Annotated in this window: 21 protein-coding genes; 3 read left to right on the top strand and 18 right to left on the bottom strand. The window is 57.3% G+C overall.

Annotation, left to right across the window (positions count from 1 at the left end; translation table 11 throughout):
- From ACI2JR_RS16210 to pdxB, 8 genes are all read right to left on the bottom strand, one after another.
- A partial coding sequence (locus ACI2JR_RS16210; RefSeq protein ID WP_462478976.1) for a CvpA family protein occupies window positions 1–169 on the bottom strand: 169 nt, incomplete at its 3' end.
- 198 nt (window positions 170–367) lie between these two features.
- The gene (gene dedD / locus ACI2JR_RS16205; protein ID WP_132725756.1) at window positions 368–1066 is read right to left on the bottom strand and encodes a cell division protein DedD; all 699 of its coding nucleotides are present in this window, start codon (window positions 1064–1066) and stop codon (window positions 368–370) included.
- Window positions 1056–2324, bottom strand: coding sequence for a bifunctional tetrahydrofolate synthase/dihydrofolate synthase (folC, locus tag ACI2JR_RS16200; RefSeq protein WP_462478975.1), 1269 nt, complete (start codon window positions 2322–2324; stop codon window positions 1056–1058). The genes dedD and folC overlap by 11 nt, the downstream gene beginning before the upstream one ends.
- A gap of 181 nt (window positions 2325–2505) precedes the next feature.
- Entirely contained in the window at window positions 2506–3414 is a 909-nt protein-coding gene (gene accD, locus ACI2JR_RS16195; RefSeq protein WP_132725762.1) for an acetyl-CoA carboxylase, carboxyltransferase subunit beta, read from the bottom strand.
- A gap of 200 nt (window positions 3415–3614) precedes the next feature.
- A complete protein-coding gene (locus ACI2JR_RS16190) occupies window positions 3615–4274 on the bottom strand; it encodes a DedA family protein (protein WP_132725765.1) in 660 nt (219 codons plus the stop codon).
- A gap of 136 nt (window positions 4275–4410) precedes the next feature.
- Window positions 4411–5223: a tRNA pseudouridine(38-40) synthase TruA gene (gene truA, locus ACI2JR_RS16185; RefSeq protein WP_132725768.1), complete on the bottom strand. Its 813-nt coding sequence runs from the start codon at window positions 5221–5223 to the stop codon at window positions 4411–4413.
- Window positions 5223–6236, bottom strand: coding sequence for an aspartate-semialdehyde dehydrogenase (locus ACI2JR_RS16180; RefSeq protein WP_132725771.1), 1014 nt, complete (start codon window positions 6234–6236; stop codon window positions 5223–5225). Before ACI2JR_RS16180 ends, truA begins: the two co-directional genes overlap by 1 nt.
- Window positions 6237–6297: 61 nt before the next feature.
- Window positions 6298–7434, bottom strand: a complete 1137-nt coding sequence (gene pdxB / locus ACI2JR_RS16175) for a 4-phosphoerythronate dehydrogenase PdxB (RefSeq protein WP_165905629.1) — start codon at window positions 7432–7434, stop codon at window positions 6298–6300.
- 108 nt (window positions 7435–7542) lie between these two features.
- Between pdxB and flk the strand changes: the two genes are divergently transcribed.
- Window positions 7543–8517: a flagella biosynthesis regulator Flk gene (flk, locus tag ACI2JR_RS16170; RefSeq protein WP_132725774.1), complete on the top strand. Its 975-nt coding sequence runs from the start codon at window positions 7543–7545 to the stop codon at window positions 8515–8517.
- Between the two features lie 58 nt (window positions 8518–8575).
- Here flk and ACI2JR_RS16165 read toward each other — a convergent pair whose 3' ends face one another.
- From ACI2JR_RS16165 to ACI2JR_RS16155, 3 genes are all read right to left on the bottom strand, one after another.
- Window positions 8576–10249, bottom strand: coding sequence for a carbohydrate porin (locus ACI2JR_RS16165; RefSeq protein ID WP_462478974.1), 1674 nt, complete (start codon window positions 10247–10249; stop codon window positions 8576–8578).
- A gap of 137 nt (window positions 10250–10386) precedes the next feature.
- Entirely contained in the window at window positions 10387–11709 is a 1323-nt protein-coding gene (locus ACI2JR_RS16160) for a PTS sugar transporter subunit IIC (RefSeq protein ID WP_462478973.1), read from the bottom strand.
- Window positions 11710–11819: 110 nt separating this feature from the next.
- Window positions 11820–12134, bottom strand: a complete 315-nt coding sequence (locus ACI2JR_RS16155; RefSeq protein WP_132725783.1) for a PTS sugar transporter subunit IIB — start codon at window positions 12132–12134, stop codon at window positions 11820–11822.
- Window positions 12135–12331: 197 nt separating this feature from the next.
- Here ACI2JR_RS16155 and ACI2JR_RS16150 point away from each other — a divergent pair, with 197 nt between their 5' ends.
- Entirely contained in the window at window positions 12332–13066 is a 735-nt protein-coding gene (locus tag ACI2JR_RS16150) for a GntR family transcriptional regulator (protein WP_132725786.1), read from the top strand.
- Between the two features lie 2 nt (window positions 13067–13068).
- Here ACI2JR_RS16150 and ACI2JR_RS16145 read toward each other — a convergent pair whose 3' ends face one another.
- Window positions 13069–14244, bottom strand: coding sequence for an MFS transporter (locus tag ACI2JR_RS16145; protein ID WP_132725789.1), 1176 nt, complete (start codon window positions 14242–14244; stop codon window positions 13069–13071).
- Between the two features lie 217 nt (window positions 14245–14461).
- Window positions 14462–15679, bottom strand: coding sequence for a beta-ketoacyl-ACP synthase I (fabB, locus tag ACI2JR_RS16140; RefSeq protein WP_132725792.1), 1218 nt, complete (start codon window positions 15677–15679; stop codon window positions 14462–14464).
- A gap of 158 nt (window positions 15680–15837) precedes the next feature.
- On the opposite strand from fabB, the gene mnmC reads away from it, so the two are divergent.
- Window positions 15838–17826: a bifunctional tRNA (5-methylaminomethyl-2-thiouridine)(34)-methyltransferase MnmD/FAD-dependent 5-carboxymethylaminomethyl-2-thiouridine(34) oxidoreductase MnmC gene (mnmC, locus tag ACI2JR_RS16135; RefSeq protein WP_462478972.1), complete on the top strand. Its 1989-nt coding sequence runs from the start codon at window positions 15838–15840 to the stop codon at window positions 17824–17826.
- A 110-nt stretch (window positions 17827–17936) separates the two neighbouring features.
- Here the strand turns inward: mnmC and ACI2JR_RS16130 are convergent, their stop codons facing one another.
- From ACI2JR_RS16130 to aroC, 5 genes are read right to left on the bottom strand one after another with little or no spacing between them, the layout of a single operon-like run.
- A complete protein-coding gene (locus ACI2JR_RS16130; protein ID WP_132725797.1) occupies window positions 17937–18212 on the bottom strand; it encodes a YfcL family protein in 276 nt (91 codons plus the stop codon).
- A 31-nt stretch (window positions 18213–18243) separates the two neighbouring features.
- Window positions 18244–18792: an elongation factor P hydroxylase gene (locus ACI2JR_RS16125; protein WP_132725800.1), complete on the bottom strand. Its 549-nt coding sequence runs from the start codon at window positions 18790–18792 to the stop codon at window positions 18244–18246.
- Window positions 18792–19601, bottom strand: a complete 810-nt coding sequence (locus tag ACI2JR_RS16120) for a sulfite exporter TauE/SafE family protein (protein WP_132725803.1) — start codon at window positions 19599–19601, stop codon at window positions 18792–18794. The genes ACI2JR_RS16125 and ACI2JR_RS16120 overlap by 1 nt, the downstream gene beginning before the upstream one ends.
- Window positions 19601–20425: a penicillin-insensitive murein endopeptidase gene (mepA, locus tag ACI2JR_RS16115; protein ID WP_462478971.1), complete on the bottom strand. Its 825-nt coding sequence runs from the start codon at window positions 20423–20425 to the stop codon at window positions 19601–19603. The genes ACI2JR_RS16120 and mepA overlap by 1 nt, the downstream gene beginning before the upstream one ends.
- Window positions 20426–20428: 3 nt before the next feature.
- Window positions 20429–21514 (bottom strand): chorismate synthase, encoded by a 1086-nt coding sequence (gene aroC / locus ACI2JR_RS16110; protein WP_132725808.1) that lies wholly within the window; start codon window positions 21512–21514, stop codon window positions 20429–20431.
- Between the last annotated feature and the right edge of the window lie 29 nt (window positions 21515–21543).

The raw sequence follows: 21543 nt of genomic DNA, 5'->3' as shown, positions 1-21543 counted from the left end.
CTTCAAAGCCCGTGAACCAGACAGCCAGGTAAGTGTAGTAATGACTGGCAACAAAGAAAGCACATCCCCAGGTTACCAGCGATAACGCTTCACGAACAAAGCCGCGGATCAGGCTTACCAGACAGGAAAAACCAATCACCGCAATAATGACGTAATCAATCCAGACCATAAACATCCCACGATTTTACGCCCTGTCGTCCGGTTCGGGGCGCATTCTAACAGAAAAAGAAAACGTTTGCGTAGGGATTTCCGTGCCCTACAGAAATAAAAATGGCGCTGAAAAAACATTCAACGCCATGCTGCCCTTCGCCTCCTGAGAGCGCGTCAGACAGGAGCTTTGCCGGTCACCTGCGGAGTGGGGGCCAGATTAGTTCGGGCTATATCCCATCACCACGCCGTTAAGGCCAGAGAGCTGCTTCAGGTCGCCCAGCTGCCCTTTCAGCTTATCCTTCGAAGCGTCAGGGCCCACCAGAATGCGGGTAATTTTACCCTGTACCGGCGTCGAAGGCGACGTGTAGACCTTAAACCCGGAGGAGCGCAGCTTCGCGACGATTTCATTGACCTTATCCGCGTTCTTCAACGCGCCGAGCTGAACCACATAGGCTCTGCCGGTCGGTGCGGGAATCTCGGCCGGCTTCGGCGGCGGCGTCTGTACCGCAACCTGCTGTTGCTGCGGCGGCTGCGGTTTCTCAACCGGCTTCGGCTGAGGAGGCTGAGGCTTCGGCTGCGGTTTTGGCTGCGGCTTCGGCGCCACAACCGGCTCCTGCACGTCATCGAAACTGTTACTGTTAACCGGGATCCGCGATGGGTCCAGCGACGGCGCGGCCGCATCCCCCGCCCTCACCTCTTCGGCGGCCCCTTCGGGCGGCTGCGCCGGTAAGGCCTGAGTCGCCGCCGGAAGCATGTCCGGTTCATCGCGGTCACCCGGCTTCGGCACCAGCGGAATCGCAGCGAACTCATCCTGATAATGTTTTTTCTGACCGTCGAGCAGCCCCGGAAGAATAATCACCCCCAGCGCCACCAGCACAATCGTCCCGACTAAACGGTTCTGAAACTTACTCGCCACCGATTCTCCCCGCCTCTATTTCTTCCATTACATGCGCCACCGTGTGGAATGACCCGCACACCAGCACCGTATCTTCAGGTCTGGCATCGGTCATCGCCGCCTGCCATGCCTGAGCCACGTCAGCGTAAGCTTTTCCTGCGCGCAGATGTTCCAGCAGTTGTTCCGCGGTCGCTCCGCGCGGCCCTTCCAGCGGCGCGCAGTACCAGCTATCCACTTCTGCCGTCAGGTTCGCCAGCGTACCGGCAATATCCTTATCATGCAGCATACCAATAACCGCCAGTACGCGCCCCGTTTTCGGTGCGCTTTTGAGACGCCCGACGAGCCAGGCCGCCGCGTGGGGGTTATGCGCCACGTCGAGAATAACGCGCGGCGCTTCGCGAATAATCTGGAAACGTCCGGGCAGCATCGCCCGCTGGATTCCGTCACGAATCGCCTGCTCGTTGACCTTGAGCGGGCTGGCGCGCAGCGCCGCCAGCGCCGTGGCGGCGTTCGGCATTGGCACCTGAGGCAACGGTAAACCTACGACTCCCCCCTGCCCGTCGCTGAATGACCAATCCTGCGCATGCGCGGTATAGCGCCAGTCTACGTCACGTCGCAGTAGCGTCGCCCCCTTCTCAGCGGCCACCTCGGCAATGGTCTGCGGCATATCAGGCTCGCCGACGATCGCCGGTTTACCCGCGCGGAAAATACCCGCCTTTTCGCGGCCAATGCTTTCACGATCCGGCCCCAGCCAGTCAGTATGATCCAGGGCGATGCTGGTGACCACTGCGATATCGGCGTCGACGATGTTGGTGGCATCCAGGCGGCCGCCGAGGCCCACCTCGAGAATCACCACGTCCAGCTGCGCCTGTTTAAACAACCACAGCGCCGAGAGCGTGCCGAACTCAAAATAGCTCAGGGAGATATCGCCGCGCGCCGCTTCGATTTCGGCAAAAGAGGCCGTATGCGCCGCTTCCGGCAGCTCTGCGCCCTGCACGCGCACGCGCTCGGTATAACGCACCAGATGCGGTGAGCTGTAAACGCCGACCTTATAGCCCGCCGCCATCAGCACCGATTCCAGCGTACGGCAGGTGGTGCCTTTACCGTTGGTGCCGGCCACCGTGAAGACAAATGGCGCCGGCTGCAATACCGCCATCCGCCCGGCGACCTCGCTCACGCGCGTCAGCCCCAGGTCGATGGTTTTGCTGTGCAGATGTTCCAGATAGGAAAGCCACGTAGCCAGGGGCGACGTGGCCTGAGGAATAGGTTCTTTTTCCATGATGTCCGCGAGAGTTAACGGTAAATACGCTGCATCCTTCAAACTGCCTGACGCCGACGGCGCACCTGACCCGCGCTGCCTGCCGCCCTCAACCCTGACGGGGATACGGCCTTGCCGCCGCTTGAATGATGGCGCGTATAATTAAAAAAGGGCAGCGCCGTCAGGCCTGCCCTCTGAATTATCAGGCCTCTGGTTCCTGATCCGGTGCCGCTGGCACCACCTCGCCTTCGTGAGAAGCCTCCGGCGCCGGGAGATTCATGAGCTTCGCCAGGATGCTGGCCAGCTTCAGACGCATTTCCGGGCGGCGCACGATCATATCGATCGCCCCTTTCTCAATCAGGAACTCGCTGCGCTGGAACCCCGGCGGCAGTTTTTCACGTACGGTTTGCTCGATAACGCGAGGACCGGCAAAGCCGATCAGCGCTTTCGGTTCAGCGATGTTCAGATCGCCCAGCATCGCAAAGCTCGCCGATACGCCGCCCATGGTCGGGTCGGTCAGTACGGAGATATACGGGAGGCCGCGCTCCTGCATTTTCGCCAGCGCAGCGGACGTTTTCGCCATCTGCATCAGCGACATCAGCGCTTCCTGCATGCGCGCGCCGCCGGAGGCGGAGAAGCAAATCAGCGGGCAGTTGTCTTCCAGCGCCTGCTCAACCGCACGCACGAAACGAGCGCCAACGACTGAACCCATCGATCCGCCCATAAAGGAGAACTCGAAGGCCGCAGCGACAACCGGCATCTCATACAGGGTGCCTTTCATGACCACCAGCGCATCTTTTTCGCCGGTCTCTTTTTGCGCGGACGCCAGACGGTCTTTGTATTTTTTTGAATCGCGGAACTTCAGCACATCTTTTGGCTCGAGCTCGCTTCCCAGCTCCACCAGGGAACCTTCGTCCAACAGGCTATGCAGGCGATTACGCGCCGACATACGCATGTGGTGATCGCACTTAGGGCAAACCTCCAGGTTGCGCTCCAGCTCTGCGCGGTACAAAACCTGCCCGCAGCTGTCGCACTTGGTCCATACACCCTCGGGAATGCTTGCCTTGCGGGTGGGGGTTATATTGCTTTTAATTCGTTCAATCCAGCTCATTGATAACCTTTCTGCCTGAACCTGGTCGATGCCAGTTTTGTCGTAAGGGGCGCATAATGCCATTTTTGACCCTTACAGACCATGAATGTTGCACATTAAATCATAACATCCCGTAACATGGGATAAAAAAGTGGTCGTACCGCTCCCCCTCGTTTCTGCGGGCGGCGGTGATACGCCCGCGGAAAAGAGGGGAATGAGGATTATTTTGGCTGCTTCGCCGCCGCGCGCTTGTGGCGAATAATTTCAATCACCCCAGGCAGCACCGACAGAACAATAATCGCCACAATCAGCAGCTTCAGGTTTTCCTGAACGATCGGCAGGTCGCCAAACAGGTAGCCTGCGTAGGTAAACAGCAGGACCCACAGCAGCGCGCCAACCACGTTATACGCCGCAAAATGACGATAGGACATATGGCCCATTCCCGCCACAAACGGCGCGAAGGTTCTGACGATCGGCACAAAGCGCGCAAGAATAATCGTTTTGCCGCCGTGACGCTCGTAAAACGAGTGGGTTTTATCCAGATAGCTCCGGCGGAAGATCTTCGAGTTGGGATTGCTGAACAGCTTTTCGCCAAACAGCCGCCCGATGGTGTAATTGAGCGCATCGCCGAGGATCGCCGCAATCACCATCAGGAGCACCATCAGATGGACGTTCAGGTCATTGGTCGGCAGCGCCGACAGCGCGCCGGCCACGAACAGCAGCGAATCTCCCGGCAGGAACGGCGTCACCACCAGCCCCGTTTCGCAAAACAGAATCAAAAACAGAATGGCGTAAACCCAAATCCCGTAGTCGGCAACCAGCTCGGCCAGGTGAACATCAATATGCAGGATGAAATCAATTACAAAGCGAATCAGGTCCATATTGTATGAGTCCTTAATGACACGACACAAAATCAGTCAGCAGCCATCGCCGCCGCAAGCCGGTAGTTCCGGCCGTATAAACCGGGGCACACCGTGCGGCCAACAACGAGACGGCCTGAAAGATAAAGTCTATACGTTAGTCCGCCAGAAACAGCGGGCCCATCGGCATCACCGGCAGATCGTAATGGGCCGGATAATCCACCGACACCAGGTACAACCCTTCTGCTTTTGCCGTTGCGGCGGCCAGCTTCCTGTCTTTAGCCGCCAGAAGTTCTGCAATCCAGCTCTCTGGCTGGTTACCGGCCCCTACTTCCATCAGGCTGCCGACAATGTTCCTTACCATATGATGTACAAAGGCATTGGCTTTGATATCCACCACCACATATGCGCCATAACGCGTCACGCGAATATGGCTAATATTGCGCCACGGCGTGCGCGACTGGCACTGCACCGCCCGAAACGAGGTGAAATCATTTTCCCCCACCAGACACTGGGCAGCGCGCTGCATCCGCCCGGCATCCAGAGGCTGATGGTAATGGGTGACGCCCTGGCTTAACACCGCCGGACGCAGGCGGTGATTATAGATGACGTATCGGTAACGGCGCGCCGTCGCGCTGAAGCGGGCGTGGAAGTCATCCGGCACATGTTTCACCCAACGTACGGCGATGTCTCCAGGTAAATTCGCATTTACACCCAGCGTCCAGGCCGCGTCTTTGCGCAGCGCGTGGGTCGCAAAATGCACCACCTGGCCGGTGCCATGCACACCGGCGTCGGTGCGGCCGGCGCAGAACACGGTAATCGGTTCATTCGCCACCTGCGAGAGCGCCTTTTCCAGCTTCTCCTGCACGCTGCGGACTTCGTTCTGCCGCTGCCAGCCGTAATACTTGCTGCCGTCGTACTCGATGCCCAGCGCGATTTTATAGACCGGCTGTTGCTCCATCTCAGACATCAGTACAGATACTCCTGCACCAGTTTCTCGGCGATTTTCACCGCCATCAGCGCGCCGCCGAAACGGACGTTATCGGCAACGGACCAGAACTGAATCTGTTCCGGCATACCGTAATCGTTACGCACGCAGCCCACGGAGAGCCGCGCAGAACCAGAAGCGTCGCCGACCTGGGTCGGGAATTCGCGCTCGGCGGAGAGGTCGATATCTTCGCCGCGGGCAAAGGCATCACGCGCCTCTTCCGCCGCCAGCGGGCGCAGCGCTTCGAAATTCACCATCTGCGCATGGCCGTAGAACACCGGCGACTGCACGACGCTGGCCGAAATCATCAGCCCGTCATCCTGGAGGATTTTGCGGACTTCGTCGACGATACGTCGCTCTTCGCGCACGCTGCCTTCACGATCCGGCAGCAGCGGCAGCATGTTGAACGCCAGTTGACGACCGAAGAAATCGTCGTCATCGATCGGTATACCGTTAAGCAGCTTCGCACTCTGCCCGGCCAGCGCGTCAACGGCCTTTTTACCGTGCGCCGAGGCGGAGATCAGACTGGTCACGCCAATCCGCGATAAACCACCGTCATCAATCAGCGGTTTCAGCGCCGTCAGCAGCTGGCTGGTCAGACTGTCGGGTACCGCGATCAGGTTGCGATTACGATAATCGGCCAGCACAAACGGGTTCACTTCCGGCACGACCAGCGGAACGTCCGGCTCCAGCGCAAACAGGCCGCTGAGATCGATAACCAGACAGCCGGCATTGGTCGCTTCATCAACATAGGCCGCGCTCGCTTCGACGCCCGCGGCAAAAAAAGCCAGCTGTACCTGGGTCCAGTCAAACGCGGCAGCATCCTGCACAATGACCGACTTACCGTTAAAACGCAGGTGTTCACCCGCACTTTCGTTGCGCGCCAGCGCATAAATATCGCCCACCGGGAACTGACGTTCAGCAAGGGTTTCGAGCAGGGCTTCGCCTACGGCGCCCGTTGCGCCCAGTACGGCAATGTTCCAGCCTTCAGACATGGTGGTTTACTCCAGAAAAAGCGACCCTGCCGGAGTATCCAACAGGGCCATTAAGAAGATATTAACGAATGGGGTGATGTACGGCATTAAAGCCGAGCTGCCGCAACAGCGTCGCCGCCTGCGCGTCGCTGCACTGCACGTACAGGGATGACCATTCACGGCGTTCCTGATAATTTTTGCGCAGCTTGTCAAATTCACCCGCCACGCCGGCAACTTTTCGCAGCGGCGCATCATCGCGGCGCACATCATACACCAAATGCACCAGCCTTTTCAGCGTTGGCTGATCGAGCGCGCCATGCAGGGTAATGCGGCCAAATTCCGGCGCCGGCAGCAGGGTATCCAGAGCCACCTGCTGCGGATGGCCAATGAAGGCGCTGTAAGCTTCAAAGACCTGCGTGGTCCCGCGCGCTTTCCCCTCCAGGGTGTAGCCGGCAATGTGCGCGGTCCCGATATCCACCCTGTCCAGCAGCGCAAGGTTCAGATCCGGCTCGGGTTCCCAGACATCCAGCACCACGCTGAGCGGCTGGCCTGCCTGCAGACACTGCAGCAGGGCGCGGTTATCAACCACCGGGCCACGGCAGGCGTTGATCAGTATTGTTCCCGGCTTCAGGCGGCGAATTAACGACTCATCCGCCAGGTGCAGGGTTTGGTATGGTCCGTCTTTATACAACGGCGTATGGAATGTCAGAATATCCGCGTCCTGCACCAGCTCATCGAGGGTACGGAAGTCGCCTTCCTCCCCGCGATCGGCGCGCGGCGGATCGCAAAGCAGGGTTTTGATCCCCAGCGCTTGCAGACGCTTTTGCAGGCGGCCGCCAACGTTGCCGACGCCGACAATCCCGACGGTACGATCGGCCAGCGCAAACCCATCGCGCTCGGCCAGCATCAGCAGCGCCGAGAACACATATTCTACCACCGCAATGGCGTTGCAACCCGGCGCGGCAGAAAACCCGATCCCGGCCTGCTGCAGCCAGGCCTGATCGACATGATCGGTGCCGGCGGTCGCGGTACCGACGAATTTAATCGCCTTGCCGGAGAGCAGCGCTTCATTGACTTTAGTAACGGAGCGGACCATCAACGCATCGGCGTCGGTCAGCGCGTCAACCGGGACCGGACGGCCGGGGACCGCCTCCACCTCGCCCAGACGGCTAAAAAGCTCGCGGGCATAGGGCATATTTTCATCAACGAGGATTTTCACGGTTCAGTACCTGTCTGAGAACGAGAGTAAACCGGGGAAGTGTGCCATAATCTCGCCGCCAGGAACATCATCCCCGGGCCTCAGTACAGCAATACGGAAAGGATTAATATGACGCAACCCGTTTCAGGTATGTCCGATCGTCCCCCGGGGACTGGTTCCTCCGTCTCCGGAGAGCCTGGGCTGACCATGCAACAACGTACCGTTCTCGAGCGACTGATTACGCGCCTGGTGGCGTTAACATCCCAGCAGAGCGCGGAAGTGTGGGCGGGAATCAAGCACGATCTGGGACTCAAAGGCGACGCGCCGCTGCTGGCATGCCATTTCAGCGCCGCAGAAAGCAACCTGAATCAACGCTTAACCGCGGCGCAGCAGAATCATCATCATCGCCAGACCCTGGCGCAACTCAGCGAGCTGCTGAATCAAGGCAACAATCGCCAGGGGGTGAGCGATTATATTCGCCAGCACTACGGGCAAACCACGCTGCACGCGTTAAGCCAGCAGCAGCTGCAAACGGTGCTTCAGCTGCTGCAAAGCGGCCAGCTGTCGATCCCGCAGCCGCAGCAGCGCCAGCCGACCCTGCGCCCGCTGTTGCCCGCGGAACACAATACGCTGAATCAGCAGGTGAGCAGGCTTGCCGCGGCGACCGGGGAACCCGGCAAACTGATCTGGCAGTCCATGCTGGAGTTGAGCGGCGTGAAAACCGGAGAGCTGATTCCGGCCACCCATTTTACCCCCCTCTCCTACTGGCTGCATGCGCGGCAAACCCTGAGCGCGCAGGCCGCTCCGACGCTCACCTCGCTACAGGCGGCGCTGAAACAGCCGCTGGAGGTGCAGGAGTGGCAGAAGATCGCCGATTTTGCCCAGCACAACTGGCACGTCACGCCGCAAACGACGCTGAGCGCGACGCAGGTGCTGACGCTGCTGAATAAAGTGTTTGTCCTGCGCGTTGCCCGGGCGCAGGAGACGCTGGCCATTCCGGCGCTGCAGCCTGAGCCCTCCCCTCTGCCCGCGCGGTTCAACAAGCCGTGGGTCATTCTGCTGGCGGCGATCGTGCTGCTCGGCCTGCTGTGGCTGGCGATGTGACTCCCTGACGTCCTGCCAAAACGCCCGCTATGCGGGCGTAAGTTTGCCAATCAGCCAGTTACCACCAGACCTCAGCCTGTACACCCAGCATAAATTCATCCTTGCTATCGTCGTTAAAGCGGTACTGCGACAGTTCGTTATCGAGGATATTGATATAAGTGGCGTAGAAACGAATTTCCGGACGGGAACCCAACAGACTCGGCCCGACCTTTAAGGCATGATAAAGCGTCGTTTTATACGCCGACTCTTGCAAATCCTCACCCTGCGCGGTTTTATTTTTCTGCGCAAACCAGCCTAACTCGACCCCGGTCTGGTTCCAGGTATCCCAAATCCATGCCGGACGAATCACCGCGCGGAAGCTGTCAAAATCGCTATGCGCCCCGCTTTCGTAGCTATAAATATCATCGCCGTGTGACCAGACCAGCGCGTTGGCCATAATAATGCGATCGGCCAGATACATTTCACCCTGTGAAATCAGACGTAAGGCTACACCGTCGCTATGATCGCCATAATAATACCGCCCGTGCGCCATCGAGTTGCTGGCACCGGAGAAGTTCGAGAAACTGCTGGCATAAGAGTTATTCGCCACCTGTAACGTAAACTCATTAAATCCCTGACGCTCCAGTTCCTGACGAACGATCCCGGTCGCCATCCACGTATCCTTGAGCCTGAAGTAGCGGTTGTTATCCTCGTTTTTCTCCTGTTGATCGCTCTTGTTGGCAAAGGCGTATTTCCCCATCACAGAGAACGTTCCCTTCTCCCACAGCGGGATATTGCAATAGCGCAGATCGACAGAGTTGGTATTCATCTGCGTGGTCTGCGAAAAATCGCGCGAATAGACCTCCACATCGTTGCGGCTGAGCGAGGCGTCAAGCAGCCCGACGCCGAGCGCCCAGTTTTGCATCCCGACGCCTGCGGCAACGTCGGTGGTCAACGATTTCCAGTCAAGCATCTGAATTTCATATTCCGGGAGCTTATGTTTACCGACCCAGAAATCGGCCTCCGGCGCAAAAGGCAGGAACCCTTTGGTGGTGAGATAGATATCGCTGAACTGGAGGATATTCTCGTTGTTGGTATCGCCGAACCAGGCATCGTTGTACTGCTCACCCACGTTACCGTCGTAGGTCACGACGGCATTGGCGGTTTTCCCCTCCTGGTTATACACCCGCTGATTCAAGGTCAGATCAAACCAGCCGCTCATTTCATTGCCAAAACGGCCCAATGAACCCGCGGCATAGGTCTGCGAAGAGCCGTGGTTGGCGGTTCCCCAGCCGGAGCGTAAGTATCCCTGATAGCTGAAGCCAATATCGTCTTTAACGAATTCGCTAAGATCCTTCATGGTAATACTCTCGACTTTCGCCTTCTTCCCGTCAGTATTAATCACCGCCACCTGCTGGGTCGCTTTCACTTCCGCTGGCGGCGATTTTTGTCCGGACTCATTATTTTCATTGGCAATATTTTCAGCGACCGGCGAGGTCGCGGTAGGGTAACCGGCGGTAACCGTTCTGTGCTCATTTTCTTGAATACTTTTTTGCAACAGCGCCACTTTATCTTTATAGGTCGATAGCTGTGATTGCGTTGTCTGTAATTCTTTTTTGTTGGCTGATAATTCCGCTTCGAGTAATTCAAGACGCTGTTCAATCGTTAATTTCGCCGCCACAACCGGGGGTGACGAAAGCGCCAGAAGTACGGATAAAGACAATAAGCTAACCTTCAATTGACTTGCATACATAGAGAACCTTCATATTTTTATAATTCGCCCGATTCCGCATCAAGAGCAATCAATAGCGTTTGGATCTTATGCGTCTTACGACAGGCCAGTTCCGGGCTGGACATCAGCAAACATCGTGACGTCCCCCCGGTATGACCTTATTCAGCTACCGCCGCGGTGTTGACCTTATTCGCCGCAATCACGAACGGTAAATAGACCAGGGTTGAGACAGCCAGACACAAAATGCCGACAAACAGCGCTAACCAGTTACCGCCGGTACCGAAGAAGGCAATCAGCGGACCTGGCGTGGTCCAGGGGACGGCATAAGCGATAGGTGGAATAAACTCCATGCTGATAAAGAAATAGCCAATCAACGAGTTAATAAAAGGTACGAAGATAAAGGGAATCACCAGAATCGGGTTAAGCACGACGGGCAAACCAAACATCACCGGTTCGTTGATGTTGAATAACCCCGGAACGAAGGCCATTTTCGCCAGGTCGCGATAATCTTTACGCCGCGAGGCGATAAAGATAGCCAGCAGTAAACCGAGGGTCATTCCGGAGCCGCCGCAGTTGGCGAACGCATCGTTGATGCCGGTCCAGGTAATGGGGTACGGAGCGCCCCATGTGGTGCCGTGCGATGCCGCATAGGAGAGATTTTCCAGATTCGCTTCCGAGAAAATCGTTTCACGAATCGCCGCCACCGTGTTTGGCCCATGAATCCCCAGCACCCACAGGAAGTTGGCGACCAGCCCCAGCACCAGCACGGTAACGATATTAGTCCCCATATCCTTAAGCGGCGCCTGGATCAGGGTATAGATCAGATCGTTAAGACCGTTAGGGGAAATCCGCGTCAGCAGATAATTAAGGATGGAAAACAAAATCATCACGAAGAAGATCGGTAATAACACCTTAAACGAACGCGCTACCGCAGGCGGTACTGCGGCCGGCATGTTAATCGTCACCTTCGGGTTACGCGCCAGGCGGCAAAACACCTCGCTGGAAATAAGCGCAACGATAATCGCCACAAACAATCCCTGCGGCCCAAGATATTTCGTCGTCAGATACGCCTGACCGTCAATGATCGTGTAAGGCGTATAGACCACAAAAAAGGCGCCAATCGCCGTCAGTCCGCACAGCAGATCGTCCTGCTGATAGCTAATCGCGATATTGCGCGCTACGAGAAAGGCGATCAGTATTGCCATGATATTGACCGAACCATTCATTACCGGGGTAAATATTTGCTGCGCCTCGGCAAGATTCGGGAACAGCGAACCAAGATGTAAGATGCAGGCAATAAAGCCATCCGGAGATAAAATGGCAAAGTTAATCAGAATAATCAGCGAACTGGCCATGACGATCGGGAAAGATAAAATAAATGCATCCCGAATAGCGGAAACATGAATCTGAGAATTTAATTTTATAGCCACGGGGACAAGAATTTTTTCCATGCCACGTTCAAAGGCATCCATGAAACTCATGATGAACCCTTCTGTTAATCATTAATATTTGATAAGGCCCCATAGATGGAGCACAGGCCCCCGGCGACAAGGGATTTATCCCCTGTAAACTAACCGGAATCATTTGAACATTATTTATTTGCCAGCAGTGCCAGCGCACTGTCTAACACGGCCTGGCCAGCCATTTGCCCATAATATTTCATATCAATCACGGCCACAGGTATTCGTCGCTGCGCCACTTCTTCTATTTCATTTTTCTGAAAACGAACCTGCGGCCCTAACAGAACAACATCCGCCAGGTTGTTTTTGATTTTTTCTTTGGCTTCTGAAATAGCCAGCGCATTGATATTTACCGCAAGATCCATCGCTGCGGCATGCTCTTGCATCCGCTTAACCAACATACTGGTCGACATCCCGGCGGCACACACTAACAATATATTTTTCATTTTCCTTACTCTTTTCTGTTCATAAGCCTCAATTGACGGGCACTGTAATAATTGTTAATTTTCTTATCCGCATTGGCGATCACAGTTAGCAAGAGTAAAGTGGTGCAAAAGCCAGCAAAAAAATGAACGTGTAAGCGTTATCCTCATCACTCTCAACAGCAACCCCATGTTTTCAAATGGATTATTGAGGTTCAAAAGTGGTTTATAAAAATGTCATTCATTTACTGAAAAACAAAATCAATAGTCCGTTGTATAGCATTGGCGATCTTCTGCCATCAGAAAAAGAATTAGCAGAGCTTTATAATGTTTCACGCAATACGCTACGCAAAGCGCTAAAGACCTTAGAGGAGGATGGATTAATTGAGCGCCGGCATGGTTCGGGAACCTGGATCAGGAATAAACATTTTCAGGCATCGGTCACCCATTTAGACAGTTTTACCGAAATTGCCCGCAACGAAGGTAAAACCCCCTCCAGCCAGATTCTTAAATTTGAGTTGCAGGCGGCGTCAGAGGAAATAGCTAAGGGGTTGTCGTTACAGCACGGTGAGCCCGTTTATTATGCTAAAAGGCTACGCTTTATCGATAATATCGCAATGCAGCTGGAAGAGACCTGGCTTTCGGCCACGCGCTTTCCTGATCTGACGATCGCCCATATGAAAAAGTCGAAATTTTCATATATTGAAAATGAATGTGGTATCCGCATAGATGGCTGTTACGAATCTATCGTGCCGATATTGCCCTCTCCGGAACTGGCGGCGCTTTTGCATATCAGCACCAAAGACCCGATCATCAGGATGCAAACCCAGGCGATAGACGAGCAGCACCAGCCGATTGACTACTCTATCCTCTATACCAACATGTTTGAATTTCAGGTGAAGTACTACCTTCCGCGCAAAGCGCCCGGCCTCCACGCGCTGAAGACCGGGCAATAAGACTATTTACGCAACGAGAGCAGCGTCATCAGAATACCCAGCACGGCGCAGATCGCCCCCGCCATAAAGACGGAAGCATAGCCAAAAGAGGTGGCGAGCAGTCCGGCGAGAGGGCCGGTCACGCCGTAGGAGATATCCTGAAACGCCGCATAGCCGCCAAGGGCAGTACCTCGTACCTGTGCCGGTACGCGCTTCACGACTTCGACGCCCAATGACGGGAAGATAAGCGAACAGCCGCAGCCGGTCAGCGCCGCCCCCGCCAGGGCAACCCAGGCGCCCGGCGCCAGCCCTAACAGCGTCAGCCCGACGGCCTCAATCAGCAGCGACACTATCGCGACCTTGATACCGCCAAAACGGTCCGGCATCCAGCCAAACAGGATCCGCATCAGGACAAATGCGCCGCCAAAGGCGGTCAGGGTGAAGCCAGCCATCGCCCAGCCGCGGCTGGCAAAATAGAGCGACACAAAGGTGCCGATCGCCGCAAAGCCAACCCCCTGCAGACCAAGGCCAATCCCCGGACGCCAGATCATGCCGACCACGCTCCATAGCGATGGCCGCTCGCCGCCGTGAGGCGGAATCTTCCTGACCGTGCCGTTGATAGCGAATGCCAGCAGCGGTAGCGCCATGGTGACGCAGGCCAGGGCGGCAGCCCCAAATTGCGCGTAGATCAGTAGCCCCAGCGGTGCGCCAACGGCCAGCGAACCGTACATCGCCATGCCGTTCCACGACATCACTTTCCCCGATCGCGCGGGACCGACCAGCCCCATTCCCCAGCTCAGGTTACCGGTCAGCAGCTGGCTTTCCCCAAAACCAAGGATCAGACGCCCCAGTATCAGCAGCGCAAATTTCGCCAGCGGCGAAACCGGCAGCAGAGCCGCCAGCAGCCATGCCGTCCCGGCCAGGGCGCAGGCCAGCATGCCCTGCAGTACCGAGCGTTTGGCGCCATGCTGGTCAGCCAGGCGGCCGGCGTAACCGCGCGTCAGAACCGTCGCCAGGAACTGAATGCCCACGGCGATACCGACCATGGTGTTGCCAAAGCCCAGCTCCTGGTGCACAAAAAGCGGGATCACCGGCAGCGGAAGGCCCACGGTCATATAGGTCAGAAAGACGGAGAAGGTAATACGAAATAGCGAAATATTCGCTGAAGAGGAAGATATTGTTTCAGTCGCTGCGGACATGCTTTACTCCAGTTCGCAGAGTAAGGCGAGGACGATAGCCACGCCCCCCTCCACCTGATTATCAGGGTTAAGGCGCGTTGGATAACGTTAAACGCTTACGCATTACCGGGGAGATAATGTTTCGCCAGCAGTTTGCCTGCTGATGTCAGGATCTGTCAAGAAGACAAAAAAGGGAGCCGATGGGCTCCCTTTTAAACCTGACTGAATCGCCTGCCGCTTATGCGTCGTGTTTACGCATCACCAGCGTGGCGTTGGTGCCGCCGAAGCCGAAGCTGTTGGACATCACGGTGGTCAGCGCCCGCTCGGTCGGTTTAGTGACAATGTTCAGACCTGCAGCCTGCTCATCCATCTCATCGATGTTGATACTTGGGGCGATAAAGCCGTGTTCCAGCATCAGCAGCGAGTAGATAGCTTCCTGTACGCCTGCGGCGCCCAGAGAGTGGCCGGTCATCGCTTTGGTGGCGGAGATAGCCGGGCTGTTGTCACCGAAAACTTCACGAATCGCGCCCAGTTCTTTCACGTCGCCAACCGGCGTTGACGTCCCGTGGGAGTTCAGGTAATCGATCGGGGTATCCAGGCCGTGCATCGCCATCTGCATGCAGCGCACCGCGCCTTCACCTGACGGGGCAACCATATCCGCGCCATCGGAAGTCGCGCCGTAACCGACAACTTCGGCATAGATGTGCGCGCCGCGCGCCAGAGCGTGTTCCAGCTCTTCAACAACCACCATACCGCCGCCGCCTGCGATCACGAAACCGTCACGGTTCGCATCATAGGTACGGGACGCTTTTTCCGGCGCCTCGTTGTATTTGGTGGACAGTGCGCCCATCGCGTCAAATTCACAGGCCATTTCCCAGCACAGCTCTTCGCCGCCGCCGGCAAAAACGATATCCTGTTTACCCAGCTGAATCTGCTCAACGGCGTTGCCGATGCAGTGCGCAGAGGTCGCGCAAGCGGAGCTGATAGAGTAGTTAACGCCGTGGATTTTAAACGGGGTGGCGAGGCAGGCGGAAACGGCAGAGGCCATTGCTTTGGTCACCACATACGGGCCAACGGCCTTCAGACCGCGCGGGCTGCGCATCGCGTCGGCGCCAAACACCTGATATTTTGAAGAACCGCCAGAACCGGCAATCAGACCTACACGCGGGTTATTCTGATAAACTTCCTCTTTCAATCCAGCGTCCGCAACGGCCTGCTGCATTGAGAGATAAGCGTAGATGGAGGCATCATTCATAAAGCGCACCACTTTACGGTCAATCAGACCGGTGGTATCCAGCTTAACGTTACCCCATACGTGGCTGCGCATACCTGAATCTTGAAATTCCTGAGAGAAAGTGATCCCTGAACGTCCTTCACGCAGAGATGCCAGGACTTCCTGCTGGTTGTTACCGATGCTGGAAACGATGCCCAAGCCAGTAATCACTGCACGTTTCATTCAATACCTCTGTAAGTCGCACTATTTTAAGTTTCGAGTCGCACAATAGCGTACACTTGTACGCCGAACAAGTCCGATCAGCCATTTTGTGTATAAATTTGCGCCCCCTGACACACATCGTTAAGATCGTTCTACGCCTTGAGATTCGAGTAACTTACGTGAAACAAAACGCCATACAACCTGCCAACCTGGAATTTAACGCTGAGGGTACACCTGTTTCCCGAGATTTCGATGATGTGTACTTTTCCAATGACAATGGTCTGGAAGAGACACGTTACGTTTTCCTCGGCGGCAACCGCCTTAACGAGCGCTTTCCCGCCCATCCACGCCCGCTGTTTGTGGTCGCCGAGAGTGGGTTTGGCACCGGCCTCAATTTCCTGACCCTCTGGCAGGCGTTTGCTGTTTTTCGCCGCGATAACCCCGAAGCTACCCTGCAAAGATTACATTTCATCAGTTTCGAAAAATTCCCGCTGAAGTCTGCCGACCTCCGGCAGGCTCACCGGCACTGGCCGGAGCTGGAACCGTGGGCTGAACAACTGCAGGCGCAGTGGCCGCAGCCATTAGCCGGGTGCCATCGCCTGCTGCTGGATGACGGGCGCGTCACGCTGGATTTGTGGTTCGGAGATATCAATGAGCTGACCCACGAGCTTGACGACTCAATGAATCAGCAGGTCGATGCCTGGTTTCTCGATGGTTTTGCGCCAGCGAAAAACCCGGACATGTGGACGCCGGAGCTATTCTCCGCCATGGCAAGGCTGGCAAGGCCTGGCGGAACGCTGGCCACCTTTACCTCCGCCGGTTTTGTGCGCCGCGGTCTGCAGGATGCCGGATTTACCATGCGCAAGTGCAAAGGGTTTGGCCGCAAACGCGAAATGCTCAGCGGCGAGATGAGCGAGACGCTGAATTTACCGGCCAGCACGCCGTGGTTTGCCCGCACCGGCAGCCCGCAGCGCGAGGTCGCGATCGTCGGCGGCGGCATTGCCAGCGCCCTGCTCGCCCTCGGACTGTTGCGTCGAGGCTGGCAGGTGACCTTATATTGCGCCGACAAGGCCCCGGCGGATGGGGCATCCGGGAACCGCCAGGGGGCGCTCTACCCCTTACTGAGCCAGCACGACCCGGCGCTGGCCCGCTTCTTCCCCGCCGCTTTTACCTTTGCCCGCCGTTTTTATGACGCCCTGCCGGTCATGTTCGACCATCAATGGTGCGGCGTCACGCAGCTCGCCTGGGACGAGAAGAGCGCAAAGAAAATAGAACAGATGCTGGCGAGCGCGCTACCGGCTGAGATCGCCGTGGCCGTCAGCGCAGAGACCGTTGCTCGCACCACCGGCGTGGAAACCGGCTGTGGCGGAATCGCCTATCCGTCCGGCGGCTGGCTCTCCCCCCAGCAGCTGACGGCGGAGCTTTTTGCCCTGGCGGCGACCCGAGGCTTACGCACGCATTATGCTTTTAAGGTCGGGACGCTGAGCGAAGACGGGGACGGCTGGCTGCTCAATCAGCAGCAACGGCATGAGGTGGTGGTGCTGGCGAACGGCCACCATCTGACCGGTTTCCCGCAGACGAAACGCCTGCCGGCATATCCGGTAGGTGGACAGGTGAGCCATATTCCGACCACGCCGGGGCTTTCCGCACTGCGCCAGGTCTTGTGTTACGACGGCTACCTGACGCCGCAGAATCCCCATAACCAGCAGCACTGTATTGGCGCCAGCTATCATCGCGGGCAGAGGGAAGCCGAATTCAGCGCCGAGGACCAGCAGCAGAACCGGCAGCGGCTGATCGACTGCTTCCCGCAGGCCCCGTGGGCGCGCGAGGTGGACGTCAGCGCTAACCAGGCGCGCAGCGGCGTACGTTGCGCTACCCGCGATCATCTACCGATGGTGGGGAATGTTCCGGACTATGAGGCGACCCTGACGCAGTACGCTAAGCTGGTCGATCGGCAGGATCAGGCCCCCACGGCACCGGTTTATCGCAACCTGTATCTGCTGGGCGGCCTGGGTTCACGCGGGCTATGCTCTGCCCCGTTGACGGCGGAAATTCTGGCGGCGCAGATGAGCGGCGAACCGCTGCCGCTGGACAGGACAACCCTGGCGGCGCTGAATCCGAATCGTCTGTGGGTACGAAAACTACTGAAAGGCAAAGCGGTGAAATAGGCTTGACGCCGGTGATGCCCGCCGCTCGCCCGGGAGAACAGGGCGGCATGCGGGCGATCTCCGGCGTCACGCTGCCCGGGCGGGCAGACGTTTGCTGTGGTCAGAGATAACTACTGTTTTGCCCGCTGATACAACTTGTCCCACATTTCCTGCACCAGGATCTGGTCCGGCGGTGACAGTTCACCAGCGCCAATCGCTTTCTCCAGGCTACGCACAACCTGCTCGTTGATCGCTTTCGCGGAGTGGTCGTCCCTTCCCTCCAGCTCGGCTACCGCCAACGTCAGGTGGCCACGCAGATAGCCGCTGGCAAACAGTTCATCATCGCTGGCATGTTCTACCATTTCATCAATCAGCGCCAGAATGCGTGATTCAAACTCCGCGAGCATTGTCTTTCCTCTTCTAGTGTCAGGCGTGGCTTTATTGCAGGTCTTCCGGCCACGGGAATAGTTCTGCCGTCAATGGCGGCGTTTGATAATACTGTTGTAATGCGCGAATAAACCGCGCCGGGCGTTCAGGGATCCCCTGCTCCAGCCAGGTCATCACCTGGGCATGGACCCGCCGCTGGAAAGCAATGCGGTCAGGTTCGACATCCCCTTCCAGATTGTCGCAGCTCACGTTGAACGGAAAACCCGCCGCCACGCAAAACAGCCACTCGAATGACTGCGGTTTGACCTCGACATCTTCAAACTGCGCCTGGGTCATCGCATCGCGGCCATCCGGGCAATACCAGTAACCGAAATCGACCAGCTCACGCCGCGCTTTACCCGCAATGCACCAGTGAGAAATCTCATGGAGGCCGCTGGCGTAAAAACCATGGGCGAAAACAATGCGGTTATACGGCACGTCGCTATCTGCCGGAAGATAGATCGGTTCGTCATCGCCTTTAATCAGACGGGTATTAAAATCCCCGGCAAAGCAGCCGTCAAAAATAGCGATTAGCTGTTGATAATGGTGTTGTTGTTGCATTAATGAATTCCCAACCACTGCAGAATTTCAGCACCGTGGCTGTCATAAAGAAGTTTGGCGCTCATCACCGCGGAGACCACCACGATCATCGGGCGGATCAGCGATTGCCCTTTACTGAGAACCAGTCGTGAACCGGCGCGAGCGCCGATAAACTGCCCCGCCAGCATCACGAAGCCGGTCGCCCAGAGCACTTTTCCGCCGATGATAAACAGCAGCAGCCCGCCGATGTTCGAGGTCGCGTTAAGTACCTTGGCGTGAGCGGTTGATTTGGCGAGGTTGAACCCGGCGAGGGTGACAAAGGCCAGCGCATAGAAAGAGCCGGCGCCGGGGCCGAAAAAACCGTCATAGAACCCCACACAGCCGCCGGAAACCAGGGCAAACGGCAGACCATACAGCCGACGCTGGCGGTCTCCTGCGCCTAATTTCGGCATCAGCAGGAAGTAGAGGCCGATGCCGATAATCAGCAAGGGGAGAATCTGCCTGAGAACATCGGACTGGACGTGCTGCACCAGCAGCGCACCGGTGGTCGAGCCGATAAAGGTCATCAAAATGTTGAGCTTCTGGTCGGCCAGACTCACCACTTTGCGGCGGATAAAATAGATCGAGGCGGAAAGCGAGCCCCCGCAGGCCTGTAGTTTGTTGGTCGCCAGCGCCTGCGCCGGAGACATCCCCGCCGCCATCAGCGCCGGGACGGTCAGCAGACCGCCGCCGCCCGCCAGTGAGTCAATAAAGCCCGCCAGAACGGCCACGAAAAACAGCGCCGCCAGTACCGTCGGCGACACCATAAACAGATCAATAAAGCTTTCCATTAAAGCACATGCTCGTCCAGTAGCGCCTGGCAGGAAGGCGGCAACGGAGGCGGCGTCTTCTTCACAGGAGTGGAGGTTCCCGGTTTCGGTGGTTCAAACCAGCTTTGTAGCTCCGCGCCGCAGCCATCGCCCGGCGGCGGCGGCGCCTGCTCTTCGCACTCCAGGCTGCCCGCCGGACAACGCAGGCGAACGTGCATATGCGCCCGGTGCTGGAACCACGGTCTGACTTTGCGCAGCCAATCGCGATCGTTTCCGGCATCCAGGCAGAGCTGCTGCTTGATGGCCGGGTTGACAAAGATACGCGTCACGTCGTTATCTTCTGCCGCCAGTTTAATCAGCTGGCTGATTTGCGGGCTCCACAGCGACGGCACCACGCGTTTGCCATCACGGGCAACCAGATCCAGCGCCTGCGGCTTCAGGAGCTGCGCAGCGCTCCAGCGCGTCCGCGGCAGCTGAAGGAAGATATCAACATCCAGCCCGCTCTGATGGCTGGCGTGACCGCCGTTAAAACGCCCGCCCGCCGGCATCCCCATATCGCCAATCAGCAGCGTTCCCATATCCCGGCTCTGCACCTGCTGACTCAGACGTTGAATAAACTGGATAAGGTCCGGATGACCGAAGTAGCGACGCTGGTCGGTGCGCATCACCTGATAGCCGGTCGCCTTCAGCGGCAGCGCCTGCGCGCCGATGATACAGCCGTTGGCAAACGCGCCAATAGATTGCGCGCTGCCGCTAATCGGCTGGGTGATTTTTTGCCACGGCGTCGCCGCGAGGCAGGCAGAGCTGGCGACCAGCGCCAGCAGAGCGATAACGGTTTTTTTCATCGATTACCAGCGTGGAATAGATGTCGTCACGTCACCATTTTGCGCGCGTTGACGCATAAAGTGGTCCATTAACACGATCGCCAGCATGGCTTCGGCGATTGGCACCGCGCGAATCCCCACGCAAGGATCGTGACGCCCTTTAGTGATCATCTCAACTTCTTCACCGTGGCGGTTAATGGTATGGCCGGGAACGGTGATACTGGAGGTCGGCTTCAGGGCGATGTTCGCCACGATCTGCTGACCGCTGCTGATACCGCCAAGAATGCCGCCCGCGTGGTTGCTCTGGAAACCGGCTTTGCTGATTTCATCGCGGTTTTCGCTGCCGCGCAGTTTCACCACCTCGAAACCATCGCCAATCTCCACACCTTTCACCGCATTGATGCTCATCAGCGCGTGGGCGATGTCGGCATCCAGGCGGTCAAATACCGGCTCACCTAATCCCGGCGGTACGCCATCGGCGACCACGGTCACTTTGGCGCCAATCGAGTCGCCCTCTTTTTTCAGGCCGCGCATCAGTTCATCGAGCGCCTCGATTTTGTCCGGATCCGGGCAGAAGAACGGGTTCTGTTCGACCTGATCCCAGTCTTTCATCGCCAGCGGGATGTCGCCCATCTGGGTCAAACAGCCGCGGATCACGATACCGAATTTTTGGGCGAGGAATTTCTTGGCAATGGCGCCTGCCGCAACGCGCATCGCGGTTTCGCGCGCCGAGGAACGACCGCCTCCGCGATAGTCGCGCAGACCATATTTCTGCTCATAGGTGTAATCGGCGTGTCCTGGACGGAAAACGTCTTTGATCGCGCCGTAGTCCTGCGAACGCTGGTCGGTATTTTCAATCAGCAGGCCAATGCTGGTCCCGGTTGTTACCCCTTCGAATACGCCGGAGAGAATCTTAACCTGATCCGGTTCACGACGCTGGGTGGTGTAACGCGAGGTTCCCGGACGGCGGCGATCCAGATCGTGTTGCAGGTCAGCTTCGGTCAGCGGAATGCCCGGCGGCACGCCGTCAACAATGCAGCCCAGCGCCAGACCGTGCGACTCGCCGAACGTAGTTACGCGAAAGAGTTGTCCAATTGTGTTTCCAGCCATCAGGGCTCCGTCATGTTTACGTGTTGTTT

Origin of the sequence: Klebsiella sp. NPDC088457 (genome assembly GCF_044900465.1) — a bacterium.
Classification (GTDB): domain Bacteria; phylum Pseudomonadota; class Gammaproteobacteria; order Enterobacterales; family Enterobacteriaceae; genus Klebsiella.
The sequence above is the reverse complement of the archived record's forward strand: the minus strand, read 5'-3'. Positions and strand labels throughout refer to the sequence as shown.